General features: G+C 36.3%; 11 protein-coding genes. All 11 read right to left on the bottom strand.

Annotated elements, in window-relative coordinates; translation table 11 throughout:
* Window positions 1–3 precede the first annotated feature (3 nt).
* The 11 genes from QF044_RS07615 to QF044_RS07565 all read right to left on the bottom strand — a co-directional run bounded on the left by QF044_RS07615 (window position 4) and on the right by QF044_RS07565 (window position 13,659).
* Window positions 4–3,567, bottom strand: coding sequence for a hypothetical protein (locus QF044_RS07615; protein WP_307265644.1), 3,564 nt, complete (start codon window positions 3,565–3,567; stop codon window positions 4–6).
* 9 nt (window positions 3,568–3,576) lie between these two features.
* Window positions 3,577–5,133: a T9SS type A sorting domain-containing protein gene (locus QF044_RS07610; RefSeq protein ID WP_307265643.1), complete on the bottom strand. Its 1,557-nt coding sequence runs from the start codon at window positions 5,131–5,133 to the stop codon at window positions 3,577–3,579.
* Window positions 5,134–5,417: 284 nt separating this feature from the next.
* Entirely contained in the window at window positions 5,418–6,005 is a 588-nt protein-coding gene (hisIE, locus tag QF044_RS07605) for a bifunctional phosphoribosyl-AMP cyclohydrolase/phosphoribosyl-ATP diphosphatase HisIE (RefSeq protein ID WP_307265640.1), read from the bottom strand.
* Window positions 6,002–6,754, bottom strand: coding sequence for an imidazole glycerol phosphate synthase subunit HisF (hisF, locus tag QF044_RS07600; RefSeq protein WP_307265638.1), 753 nt, complete (start codon window positions 6,752–6,754; stop codon window positions 6,002–6,004). The genes hisIE and hisF overlap by 4 nt, the downstream gene beginning before the upstream one ends.
* Window positions 6,747–7,469: a 1-(5-phosphoribosyl)-5-[(5-phosphoribosylamino)methylideneamino]imidazole-4-carboxamide isomerase gene (gene hisA / locus QF044_RS07595; RefSeq protein ID WP_307271969.1), complete on the bottom strand. Its 723-nt coding sequence runs from the start codon at window positions 7,467–7,469 to the stop codon at window positions 6,747–6,749. The genes hisF and hisA overlap by 8 nt, the downstream gene beginning before the upstream one ends.
* Before the next feature lie 3 nt (window positions 7,470–7,472).
* A complete protein-coding gene (gene hisH / locus QF044_RS07590) occupies window positions 7,473–8,051 on the bottom strand; it encodes an imidazole glycerol phosphate synthase subunit HisH (RefSeq protein ID WP_307265636.1) in 579 nt (192 codons plus the stop codon).
* Window positions 8,052–9,146, bottom strand: a complete 1,095-nt coding sequence (gene hisB / locus QF044_RS07585; RefSeq protein WP_307265634.1) for a bifunctional histidinol-phosphatase/imidazoleglycerol-phosphate dehydratase HisB — start codon at window positions 9,144–9,146, stop codon at window positions 8,052–8,054.
* Window positions 9,143–10,174, bottom strand: a complete 1,032-nt coding sequence (hisC, locus tag QF044_RS07580) for a histidinol-phosphate transaminase (RefSeq protein ID WP_307265633.1) — start codon at window positions 10,172–10,174, stop codon at window positions 9,143–9,145. The genes hisB and hisC overlap by 4 nt, the downstream gene beginning before the upstream one ends.
* A 4-nt stretch (window positions 10,175–10,178) precedes the next feature.
* Window positions 10,179–11,456, bottom strand: coding sequence for a histidinol dehydrogenase (hisD, locus tag QF044_RS07575; protein ID WP_307265631.1), 1,278 nt, complete (start codon window positions 11,454–11,456; stop codon window positions 10,179–10,181).
* Complete coding sequence (hisG, locus tag QF044_RS07570) at window positions 11,456–12,313, bottom strand: ATP phosphoribosyltransferase (protein WP_307265628.1); 858 nt, start codon at window positions 12,311–12,313, stop codon at window positions 11,456–11,458. The genes hisD and hisG overlap by 1 nt, the downstream gene beginning before the upstream one ends.
* A 248-nt stretch (window positions 12,314–12,561) precedes the next feature.
* Window positions 12,562–13,659: a glycosyltransferase family 1 protein gene (locus tag QF044_RS07565; protein ID WP_307265626.1), complete on the bottom strand. Its 1,098-nt coding sequence runs from the start codon at window positions 13,657–13,659 to the stop codon at window positions 12,562–12,564.
* Window positions 13,660–13,704: the final 45 nt, after the last annotated feature.

Raw genomic sequence — 13,704 nt, 5'->3', positions numbered from 1 at the left:
GTGTTAATTTTTATAGTTGTATTTATATTCTTTAACTATTTTGTATACAGGATTTCCTGCAGCATCTTTATCCAGCTGTTTTACTTCCTTCAATCGATTAGCTGTGTCATAAACATAAATTTCCCGGATCCCTGACGGCGGGGTAATGCTTTTAACTCCGATTAAAGAATCGTAAGTATAGGTACTGATCTGATAGTTTGATAACGCAGAGTTATTTCTGAAAATATCCAAAGCTGAAATTAAAGACTGCTCTGAGGCATCAGTACCCAGCTGGGCATCATTAGTAGATGCATTAACGATACTGTCCATCAATGTTTGTGAGATATCTGATAATTTTGCTCCTTCTATTTTAGCAATAGGCTGGGACTGATTGTAACCCCAAATAACTGTTGTTGAAATACCATCTTTAGTGGTGTATTGCTGAAGGTTACCTTTGGAATCATATTTGTCGTAAGTAATTTCAGTAGAAGCAGATGTAGGAGTTTGAAGATCATAAGATAATACTGAAGTAGGTAATACCAATCCTGATGTTTTTGTATCAGCTTCAGCTTGGCTTAAAGGATAAAAAGTCTCTGATTTCGACAGTGTTTTTGTTGAAGTTCCAATAGTCTGTTTCGTTTCTGTTTCCAATGGAATACCAACCATATTTTTACTGATCATCAACAGGTTGCCTTTTTCGTGCGCATAACTGTAAGAGGTTTCTTCTATAGTATTATCAGGGCTAATAATAGTTTGTTTAATTGGATAGTTTAATACATTATATTGTATGTTTTTTAAAGTTTTAATTACATTCTGATTAGAGAAAAATGCAGATTCATCTTGTGTAATTAAATTTGCTTTTCCAACAATTTCATTTTTAAGTTTAAATGTAATTAAACCTGGCGCCTCACCACTATAAAAAGCACATTGTGATGTAGTATCATAAAATTTTTCAATTGCTCCTACATATCTAATTGTATTAGAGTGAGCTGGTAATGAATGCTGTCCACAGCCCCTTATATGATCTGTGAAGTCTTTGTAATTATTAAATAAAGAATAGTATTCGGAAATGGGAATTGATGTTCTGAAATACATAATACCTACGTTCTCAATAGTATCATTATATGAGTATTCGTTTGCCGTGCTTTCCAAAGTTTTTCCATTAATATCTATTTTTTTTACATTTTTAAGTAAGCCTCTTTTATAATCAGGAGATTCCAAATATAAAATTGGAGGTGAGGTCGATTTTGTATAATTATTAGGAATCTCAATTGGAGAAGTATAAGTTGAATTTATTTGTCCTTTTCCATCTTCCTTCACCGCAACATATTTATATCCAATATCACCTTTTGATGTTTGTACAGGAACTATATTATTTGTTGTTGTAACATAATAATCAGGAGATTCTATATCAACTATATCAATTGGTATACCCGAATAACTCCTTATAACACATCTAATTCCTTTTTTATTTGAAGTTTCTACATAATCATATATAGGTTTAGGAATAACTAAAGACCCACTGCTTAATTCATTATTTTCCGAATCTTGATAATTGTATTCTAATTTTTTAGAAACAATATTTTGATCCTTATAAGAAATATCCTTTATCCTTAGCCCAGCAGCCAATTGATACTTTTCCCTTAAATGTTTTTCTTTATAAAAAATATTGATTTTTGAAGTGAAAGGTTTATTGAAATTTAAATCAACAGAACTAAATTGTAAAGTATATTGTCCTGGTTCTAAATCAATAATCTTTTTATCTGTTGTATCTGGATCTTCTATTCCTGTGAATTGAACTAATGGTATTGTAACTTGGCCTGAAGATGTGTTTTTATACAAAATATATCTCCAGTCGCTTGGATTGTTTTGACCGAAGCTATTATTTATTAAAAAATATACTTTTGTCGTTTCTTGTAATGTGAAAATTTGTTTTTTTACTCCTAAATCTTTATCACTTTTATTATACTCTAATGTTATTTCTTTTTCATCCCAATTATTAATATTCTCATCCCAATTAGTTAAAGTTTCAGTTATATTTTCATACGCAGAATTATATGAATAAGTATTATTTTCATAATTAAATTCAATTTGTCCCGAGGTCGGAAGTTTTATTTTTGTCAGTACATCAACATCAGTAAAACTAGGAGTAACCTCTCTATAATATCCTGAAAAATAATATTTTGGCCTTTTGTTCAAATATCCCCAGTAGTCTTTTCCTAATTTAGTATCCTGTACATTGATAGGTTCAGAATCGGGCATGCTTTTATAAAATAATTCGTAGTTAAATAAAGGTATATTATTTCGGGCTAATACATTAATTCCTGATAAGAAAAGTCTTTTGTAAATACTTTCTCTATAGGAGTGTTGTAAAACATAGCTTTTAGATACTTTAGAATTAATATCATTTATAATTATTTTTTTTAAAACTTTAGATTGAGAAGGATTATGCAAATTAGAGTCTTCTCTTCCAGTTTCAAATTCAAACTTTATTAAAGATTTATCTATAATATTAATTTCTTTAAGTTTGCGAGTATAAGTTATGATTTGATTAATACTTGATATGTCGGTTGGTTTAAAATATGGAAAAACTTCTTCTTCACATTGCTTTGCTCTAATTACTTCTAAAAAACCCGATGATCCAAAAAAGCTATATGTACTTCCACTATTTATTATAACAATTTCTTTGCTAGGCTCTTCAAATGAAATTATAACCAAAGGAACATTATTTGTATTTTTTATCTGGTTTAAATGAAAAGCGCTGTTATATTCTATTGTTCTTGAAATCGATGAATTTCCGATATTACCATAACCAGATGTAAATACAACGTCATTAGAATCAGACTTTTCTATTATTTCAAATATGTATATATAACCTTTTTCATCAGTTATAGAAAATCCTATTGGTTCAAAATTAGAATTATTAGTAACAATAATTTTCAAATTATTTTGATCAAGATTTTTTACTACAAATTCTCCATTTTCTTTTCTTTTGATAATAAATCTACCAATATTTCCAAAAAAATTATATTGGTATAAATCATATTCGGTATCATAAGTATTTTTCAAAAAAGCCTGCCAAGCAAATTCATTATACTTATCATATCTTTCTAGATTATCAAATCCAAGATTTCCATTTTTAAGAATTTCTTGTACTTGGTTATATCTATTAGGAAAATTTGTTTCGTCTTTCTGATATATTCCTCTTTTTTCTTTATTATTTACATTACTTATATATTCATCAGGTAGTCCCCTTACAGTCCTTGTAATAGTTCCTCCTGCAATTAGATTCCATCCTAATCCAACGTCACTTGCTTTTTCCTCAACAGCAATTGATGCAGGATGATATTTTAATTCTATATTTAAATTTAAATCATTTTCTATATTAACATTTGCAACAGGAATGTTTATATTTGGAATACCTGTATAATTATCTACTGGTATCTCTTCAAACTTCATTAAAGATGAGGTGGTTGGTGAACTGGGTAATATCTTATTGAAGTATTTTTGGGATTCACTAGATGATTGAGCTTGTAAATAGGTGAAATTTATCCAGCAAATTATACTTACATATATTACTTTTCTCATAAGTTGTGTTTATTTCTTAATCAATTTAGCGTTAGCCGTTTTATTCACATCCGTTTTTACAGTAACTAAATAAGCCCCCTGAATCAAATTCTGGGTATTAATCTTCGTCACCTTATTCTTAGTCTTCAAACTCTGAAGCTGTCTTCCACCCATATCATACAACATAATATCCGCCTCTTTAAAATCAAACCCTATTTCTACATAAGCATAATCTGAAACCGGATTCGGGTAGATTTTAACATCCTGTTTTTCAATCAACTGATCAAGTTGTTTATCTCCAAGCTTCACAATCTTCCAGTTCTCTTTGCCAAGTTCTTCGGCACTGGTTCCTGCCAGAATAATAGAACCATCCCTGTTCAGCTTGATATCTGAAAGTCTTTCTTCTCTTTTTCTGGATTCGCCTTTGACATGTTTTCTCCATTGCTCGTTTCCATCAGAGTTAAAATAGAGCATCCAAAAAGTTTCATCATCAGTCTCAATTTTGCCTTCTGCCTGGGTATAACCACCCAAAAGAATTCCTTTGGTCACATCTTGGTTCTTGGCTCCCCGATCCTGGCTCTGAATAACACTTGTCCCCATCAGAATATCACGGTTTCCAAAATTGTAGGTTTTCTGCCAGATTTCTTCCCCTCTTTCGTTCAATGAAATAAGCCATAGATCGGTTCCTTCTTCAATGCCAACAGTTTTATTTCCTGATCTCTCGGATCTGGATTCGCCACCAATCAAATAGCCTGCTGATGTCAATGACAGTGTTCTGATGTGATCATCTCCTTTTCCACCAAAATTCTTTTCCCATTCTATTTTTCCGTCTTTGCTAAGTTTGATGATCCAGTAATCACCTTCGCCAAAGTTTTCGGTTTTCTTTGAACCGCCTGTAGTGCTTCTTGAATAGATCCCCAGTAAGGCTCCACCGTCTTTGGTAGGAATCATTTTTTCAACTTCATCCAAGCCTTTTCCTCCTAAAATAGATTGAGAAAGTTCTTTCCCGTTTTTGTCGAGTTTTACAATCAAAACATCTTTTGAACCATACCCGTTAGCTGAGTTCTGGACGTTTCCAGCTACAAAAAACCCGAAATCTGTTGTTTGAATAACAGATCTTGCTTCTTCATCAGAAGAAGTTCCGAGTGTTTTCTGCCATAATTCATCCCCAAATTCATTGATACGGATTAACCAGATATCAGATCCGCCTTTGGAATCTTCTTTTTTATCTAAACCTTTTCCGGAATAGGAAGTTCCGGCAAGAAGAAATCCTCCTTCCTGGGTGGCTACTGAAGCCGACAGATAATCATGGTTCTGTCCTGAGAAATATTTTTCCCAGACCTCTTCTCCTTGTTGGTTGAGTTTTACCACATGGAAGTCATAGCCATTATTCTGTTTATTTCCTTCCTGAATTTTAGAAGACTGGATTGAGCTTCCGGTAATTAAATATTGCTGATCGATGGTTGTCGTAATCTGGCTTAGAAAATCCTGTGTAGAGGATTTGATATCTTTCTGCCATAAAACTTCCTGGGCAGACAGCCCAAAGACCGTGCATAAGACCAATGCACCAGAGTAGAATTTCTTCATCTGTTGTGTTTTTTAAATTAGTACTAGTTTTTATAATTAAGGCTGTAAAATTAACATTTTTTAACAATACGAAACAATATTAAATCTATGATATGTGAATATTATTACATTCTTAATATATCTCACTGCATTATTCATACACCCAATTTCTTTATCATTAAATTTATTATGGTAAAGATATACCGAGGTAACGACAGAACCTGACGTATTAAAATTAAAAAGAGACTGCCTTTCCGACAATCTCTTTTAATAATTATGATACAATAATTTTAAATTCCTATATTCTATCTATCCCTATCGCTAAGAACTCCTTCTATATCCTCCATAGAAAACCCTTTCGCCTTAAGGAGAATCAGAAAGTGATACAGCAAATCTGCGGCTTCGTTTTTAAAAAGATCATCATTACTATCTTTGGCTTCAATAACAAGCTCTACAGCCTCTTCTCCTACTTTCTGGGCCATTTTGTTAATTCCCCTCTGATACAGCGAATACGTGTACGAATCTTCAGCCTTGCGGTCTATTCTGTCACTTATCTTGTCTTCAATTTCATACAGAAACCCTTTGGATTCTTTTTCTCCGAAACAACTGAAGCTTCCGGTGTGACAAACGGTGTTTTTCGGAACCGCCTGAATGAGTATCGTATCCTGATCACAATCTATACTAATATTTTTAACAGTCAGGAAGTTCCCGGATTCTTCGCCCTTTGTCCAAAGTCGATTTTTGGAACGGCTGAAAAAAGTGACAATGCCTTCCTTTTCTGTTTTTTCAAGAGCCTCTTCATTCATATAGCCCAGCATCAATACCTGTTGGGTTCTGCTGTCCTGAATAATTACCGGGACCAGGCCGTTATCTTTATTAAAATCTATTTTCATCGTACAGGAATTTTTTGAGTTTTTAATTGTTTTTTTAATTCTTGAATGGGCACTTCATTAAAGTGGAAAATACTGGCTGCCAATGCACCCGTAGCTTTCGTCTCATTAAACACTTTAACAAAGTCATCTGCATTTCCAGCTCCTCCGGAAGCAATTACAGGAATACTGACCGCCTCGGAAACCAGCTTTGTAATGCGAATATCGAAGCCGTTTTTTGTTCCGTCGCCATCCATTGAGGTCAGAAGAATTTCACCGGCTCCTAAAGATACCGCTTCTTTCGCCCATGCTACAGTATTTAAATTTGTTGCTAGTTTTCCACCTCTGACATACACGAGATCTGATCCATTAGTAAGTCTCGTATCAATAGCCACAACGATGCACTGACTTCCAAATTCTTTCGATAGTTCCTCGATAAGTTTTGGATTTTTAACGGCAGAAGAATTGATACTGATCTTGTCTGCGCCAGCTTCCAGAAGTGTTCTGACATCTTCAACAGAAGAAATCCCACCTCCTACCGTAAACGGAATACTGAGATGTGCCGCAATATCTTTCACCAGTCCGGCAAATGTTTTCCGGTCTTCCACCGTTGCCGTAATATCCAGAAAAACCAGTTCATCTGCACCTTCCTGTTCATATTTTACAGCAAGTTCAATAGGATCACCCGCATTGCGTAAACCTTGAAAATTGACGCCTTTTACCGTTGTCCCGTCTTTGATATCGAGACATGGAATAATTCTTTTTTTAAGCATTTTCAATATAATTCTGAAGTTGTTGTAATGTTATTTTTCCCTCGTAAATCGCTTTTCCGATAATCGTTCCCGAACATCCGATTTCTTTCATTCTGTGGACGTCTTCTATGCACGAAATACCGCCGCTTGCCGTAAGCTTTATCGCTGTTTTCATCAGGATTTCTTGATATAGATCAGAAGAAGGACCTTCCAGCATTCCATCTTTTGAAATATCCGTGCAAATGGTCTGAACCATTCCTTTTTCTTGGTAATCCAACAGAAAATCAATAATATCTAAATTACTTTCCTCTTCCCATCCGGACGTTTTTATCTTTCGGTTTTCACAATCTGCACCTAAAATAATTTTTTCACTGCCATATTTTTGGATCATTTCAAAACAGAATTCAGGATCCTGTACCGCAATACTTCCAAGCGTTATCTGTTTTGCTCCCGAATTAAAAGCTTTTTCTATATCATTCCCGGTTTTTAATCCGCCTCCAAAATCAATGTGAAGCGATGTTTCCCTGGCAATATTTTCCAACACCTTTTGATTGACAATGTGTTTGGACCGGGCTCCGTCAAGATCTACAAGATGCAGAAACTGAATTCCATAGCTTTCAAATTCTTTGGCCATTTCCACCGGATTTTCGCTGTATATTTTTTTGGTCGAATAATCTCCTTTTGAAAGACGGACACACTTTCCGTCGATAATATCAATAGCTGGAATAATTTTCATCATTTACAGTTTTATAAAGTTATTTAATATGCTGCTGCCTGCCATTCCCGATTTCTCCGGGTGAAACTGTACCGCAAAGAAATTATCCTTCTGCAGCGCTGCACTGAACGGCAGAATATAATCACATACCGCAACGGTAGAGTCTGCCAATCCACAGTAATAGCTGTGTACAAAATAGACATCGTTCGTTTCTTCAATTCCTGAAAATAAGGGGCTTTTAAGATCCGAGAGCGTGTTCCAGCCCATGTGGGGAACCAGATTTTCCGGTGGAAACCTTTTAACATCAACATCAAATATTCCCATCCCCCTTACATTTCCTTCTTCATTATCACCACACATTAGTTGCATCCCCAGGCAGATCCCCAGAACAGGCTGTTTTAAAGTAGGAATAAGCGTATCAAGCCCTTTTTCTTTCAATACTTTCATAGTGGAAGAAGCTTCTCCTACGCCCGGAAAAATAACTTTATCCGCTTTCAGAATCAGTTCCGGATCATCGGTCACTATGGATTCAATATTCAGTCGGGACAGTGCGTTTTGGACTGAACTGACATTTCCTCCGTTGTATTTTATTAATGCTATCATCTATAAACTTCCTTTGGTTGATGGTAAATTATAACTGCTATCGGACTGATTGACTGCCATTTTAACAGCTTTTGCAAATGCTTTGAAGACCGCTTCTATTTTGTGGTGTTCATTGCCGCCTTCTGCCTTGATATTCAGATTGGACCGGGAAGAATCTGTAAATGATTTGAAAAAGTGAACAAACATTTCTGTAGGGACATCTCCTATTTTTTCTCGTTTGAAATCAACATCCCAAACCAGCCAAGGTCTGCCTCCGAAATCTATAGCAGCCTGAGCCAGACAATCGTCCATAGGAAGCAGAAAACCATACCTCTCGATTCCTTTCTTGTTTCCCAGCGCTTTTAGGAAAGCTTCTCCTAATGCAATTCCTGTATCTTCAATCGTGTGGTGTTCATCGACCTGAAGATCTCCGTTCACTTTGATTGTAAGATCTAAATTTCCGTGTCTGGCAATTTGGTCCAGCATATGATCAAAAAAATGAAGGCCGGTTGAAATTTCAGAAACTCCTGTTCCATTAAGATCGATTTCAATATTAATCTCCGTTTCATTCGTTTTTCTGTAGACTTTTGCCTTTCTGGATTCCTGTTTTAAAAACGAATAAATTCCGCTCCAGCTGTCTGTACTGAGCGTCGCTTCTTCATTAAAGTTTCCATTAAGATAAATAGATTTAGTTTCCAAATTGACAGCCAGTTGAACGTCAGTACTTCGATCACCAATTACATATGAATTTTCAAGATCATACTTTCCGTAAATGTATTTTGAAAGCATCCCAATTCCTGGTTTCCTGGTAGGAAGATTTTCATGTTCAAAACTTTTGTCGATCAGAATATCACTGAAAATAATTCCTTCATTTTCGAAGGCTTTCAACATTTTTTTGTGAGGTTGTATAAAATCTTCAAAAGGAAAACTCTCCGTACCCAAGCCATCCTGATTGGTTACCATCACCAGTTCGTAATCCATTTCTCTGACAATTCTGGCGAGATTCTGAAAAACCCCGGGATAAAATTCCAGCTTCTCCAGAGCATCTACCTGAAAATCTTCCGGCGGCTCTACGATCAATGTTCCGTCGCGGTCTATAAACAGTACTTTTTTCATGATGGTATTCCTTTTAAAACGTTAATCAACTTTTCATTTTCTTCCCGGTTTCCTACATTGATTCTGATACAATCCGGAATCGCAGGTGCTCTCTGGCTGGTCAGAACTTCTTCTTCAAGCATTTTCTCATATACTTTTTTCCCGTCTCTCATTTTGATCAGAAAGAAATTGGCATTCGTTGGAAACACTTTTTCAATGCATTTAATAGTTTTAAACTGTTCTTCCAGCCAAGATCTTTCCTGTAAAACATTTTCCACGTTCTCTTTAAGCTTATTTTCATCATCCAGAATACTCAAAATAAGCTCTTGACTCAATGAATTGACGTTATAAGGCGCTTTTACCGTATTGATAAAACGGATGATCTCTTCGGAAGCGTAAGCTGTTCCTACCCTTGCTCCTGCTGTTCCCCATGCTTTTGAGAAAGTCTGAAGCACAATGACATTAGGATATTGAGCCAGCAGTTCAATCCCTGATCTGTTTCCCGAAAATTCGATATATGCTTCATCAATAACAACAATACCATTAAAATTTTGGATGAAAAATTCGATGTCTTCTACGCTGTTTCCGGTTGGGTTATTCGGAGAACACAGGAAGAAAATTTTAATCTCCCTTTCCTGAGTGATTTTTAGAAAATCATCTTTTACAATTTCAAAATTTTCATCAAGATCCAGCTTAACCACTTCATTTTCATTCACTGTTGCATAGAAACCATACATCGCAAAAGAAGGATTCATCATCAGAATGGCATCTTTTTTAGGTTCGCAGAAGATTTTAATGATCAGATCGATCAGTTCATCACTTCCGTTTCCTATAGCAATCTGTGCCGGTGAAAGACCTTTAAGGCCTGCTAATTTATTCTTAAGCTTTTTCTGAGACGAATCCGGGTATCTGTTGAATTCCCCGAACGGACATTCATTAGCATCCAGCAAGACCGGAGCATTGAACTCATTGTGATCCCTGAAGCTAATATAAGGCTGTAATTTTAATATATTTTCTCTTACTAAACTATTGGTATTGAATTCTTTCATTGTATTATTTTAATCTGATAGACACTGCATTTTTGTGGGCGATAAGACCTTCTGCCTCTGCCATAAGTTCGATGGTTTTTCCTATATTTTTAAGACCTTCTTTGGAAAGGTGCTGGAATGTGATTTTCTTAACAAAACTGTCCAGAGAAACTCCGCTGTAGTTTTTTGCATAGGCATTCGTAGGAAGCGTGTGATTGGTTCCGCTGGCATAATCCCCGGCGCTTTCACAGGAGTAATTTCCAAGAAAAACAGATCCTGCATTGCTGATCATCGGAATGTATTGTTCAAAATCCTCCAAAGCCAGAATAAGGTGTTCCGGAGCATACAGATTGCTAAATTCCAAAGCCTCCCCGATAGATTGAGTCACGATAAAAAGGCTGTGATCCAGGGCCTGTTGGGCCATTTCATTTCTAGGAAGCTTTTTGATCTGCTTTTCTACGGCTTCAATGGTTTTTTCAAAAATTTTGAAATCAGTCGTGATAAAAACTACCTGGCTGTCGCTTCCATGTTCCGCCTGGGAAAGAAGATCTGCGGCACAGAACTCTGGAACAGCTTTACTGTCTGCAATAACAAGAACTTCGCTGGGACCTGCCGGCATATCGATGGCCACACCAAAACGTTGTGCATATTCTTTGGCAGCAACCACAAACTGATTTCCCGGTCCGAAAATTTTATACACCTTCGGAATACTTTCTGTCCCTAAAGTCATGGCAGCAATAGCCTGTGCGCCACCCGTTTTGAATATTTTAGTAATTCCACAGAGTTTCGCCGTGAAAAGAATAGCCGGATTAATATTCCCGCTACTGTCAGGAGGCGTACAAAGAATAATTTCCTTACATCCAGCGAGATTGGCAGGTACAGCAAGCATAAGTACAGTAGAAAATAAAGGGGCTGTTCCACCGGGAATATAAATCCCAACCTTTTCTACTGCACGGTTTTCTCTCCAGCAGGTTACGCCTTTTACCGTTTCAATTTTCTCTGTTTCCGTTATCTGAGCCGCGTGGAATTTGGAAATATTTTCTTTCGCCTGCCTGATAGCTTTTTTTAAGTCTTCAGAAATTTCGTTTTCGGCATTTTCTACTTCTACTTCTGAAACCAGAATTTCCGGAGTTACTGCTTTATCAAATTTTTTATTAAACTCAATAAGCGCTTTATCACCGTCTTTTCCTACTGTTTCAAATATTTTCGCGATCAATTCTGAGATCTCTTCACGCTTCAATACCGGCCGTTTTACAAGGTCTGGCCAGATTTTTCTTTCCGGATATCTGTATATTTTCATCATTAAATAACCATTTTATCGATTGGAATAATAAGAATGTCCTGCGCTCCGTTTTCTTTCAGCTCATCAATGACGTCCCAGAATCTTTCTTCATCAATCACCGAATGAATGCTGCTCCAGCCTTCTTCCGCCAAAGGAATAACCGTTGGACTCTTCAGAACCGGAAGGACGGATGCGATATCACTGATCTTGTCATTGGGAACATTCATCAGGATGTATTTTGAATTTTTTGCTCTTAAAACGGATTGTATACGGAACAGAAATTTATTGAGAATACCTTCTTTTTCAGGATTGAGTACGGATGTTTTTGCTAAAACCGCCTCCGATTTCAGAAGGGTCACCGTTTCTCTCAAACCATTTTTAAATAAGGTACTTCCTGAGCTTACGATATCACAGATTCCATCTGCCAAACCGATATTCGGAGCTATTTCAACGGAACCGGAAATGATGTGAATATCGGAAGTGATGCCTTCCCGGTCAAGGAAATTTTTAAGGGTGTTGGGGTAAGAGGTAGCAATTTTTTTACCCTGGAAGAAGGAAAGATCATCCGTTTCCACTTCTTTGGGAACAGCCAGTGAAACTCTGCATTTTGAGAATCCAAGCTTCTCCACGATCTGGATGTTCTTTTGTTTTTCGGCTAAAAGATTTTCACCTATAATGGCGATATCTACCACTCCGTCTTCAAGATATTGGGGAATGTCTGAATTTCTGAGATACATGATCTCCATGGGGAAGTTGTCTACAGAGACTTTCAGCTGGTCTTTTCCGTTGTTGACGAAGATCCCGCAGTCTTTCAGGAGCTGTAAAGATTCTTCGTAGAGCCGGCCGCTTTTCTGGATCGCAATTTTTAATTTACTCATTGTATTGTTTTGGGGTCTGAGTAAATGAAAACTGATCTGTTGGATATTTCCGGGAGAATCCGGGAAACAAAAAAACCGTCTGTTTACTCAGACGGTTTTAATTATTTTTGATTTTAACACATGTTTATATCAACCAATTCCGTCTTAGCAGAGATGATGATAATAATGATGAAGTGTTAAAAAATTCGGTTTCATTGTTTTGAATTGTGGTACAAATGTAGGACTTATTTTTAAACTGCAAAGTTTTTTTACAGAATTTTTTTGTAGACATCCATCAGCTGAGCTGCAATGGGTTCGTCATTAAATTTCTGAACAAACGTGAAACTCTTTTCTGCACGGCGTTTTCTTTCAGATTCATTTTCCCATAAAAATTTTATTTTGGCTCCGATATCTTCAAAACTTTTCGGATCTACATAAACGGAGTCTTCCCCTCCCGCTTCCGGAAGACAGCTGACGTTGCTGGTAATGACTGCCGTTTTTGAGAAAAGAGCTTCTATCACAGGGATTCCGAAGCCTTCAAAAAAACTCGGATAGACAAAAATATCGGCCAGTTTATAGATCACAGCCAGTTCATCCATGGAAACTCCTTCCAGAAAGAGCACCTGTTTTTCCATTTTGTTTTTTCTGATGAAAGCTTCTACTTTTTTATAGTAATTCGTCTTTCTCCCAACAACAACCAACGGGATTTCCGTTCCGCTGATTCCTTTGACAATGTTTAACAGATTCTTACGGTCTTCAATGGTTCCAACGTTTAAAATAAAGCGCTCAGGAAGATTGAATTTCTCTTTGGTAAGTTGAATAAACTTATCAGACTGCTGTTCTTTAAAAGCTTGATGACATCCCTGATAAATGACCTCTATTTTGTTTTCAGGAACTTTTAGATAGGTGATAATATCTCTTTTAGTCTGTTCCGAAATGGCGATGATCTTATCTGCAGAAGCTGCCGCTTTTTTAAATTTCCACAGATGTATTTTCCTGTCAAAGAAGGAATAATATTGAGGATATCGCATAAAAATCAGATCATGAATCGTCACTATCTTTTTGATGGGTTCTTTACCCCATTTCAGAGGCAACTCGCCGGAAAGACCGTGAAATATCTGTGCGCCTACCTTCTGTGCATCCTTACCCATTTTAAACTGGCGGGAAAGGTTTCCTTTTGAGGTTTCCACAAAACGGACATCGGGTCTTTCGAAGATGTCTTTTCCTCTTTCTGAACGGTTTTTGTTCAGCAGCAGGTATTCGTTTTCAGGATAGTACTGAGAAAGAATCCTGACCAGGTCTCTTGAATAATTGCCCAATCCGGACGTATTATGAAAAAAACGTTTTGCGTCGAAGGCAATCTTCATATTCATGTTTTTAGTAAGATTTTTTAAGCGGTTTAAAGGTATAAA

This window comes from Chryseobacterium sp. W4I1, assembly GCF_030816115.1.
Lineage (GTDB): Bacteria > Bacteroidota > Bacteroidia > Flavobacteriales > Weeksellaceae > Chryseobacterium.
The sequence above is the reverse complement of the archived record's forward strand: the minus strand, read 5'-3'. Positions and strand labels throughout refer to the sequence as shown.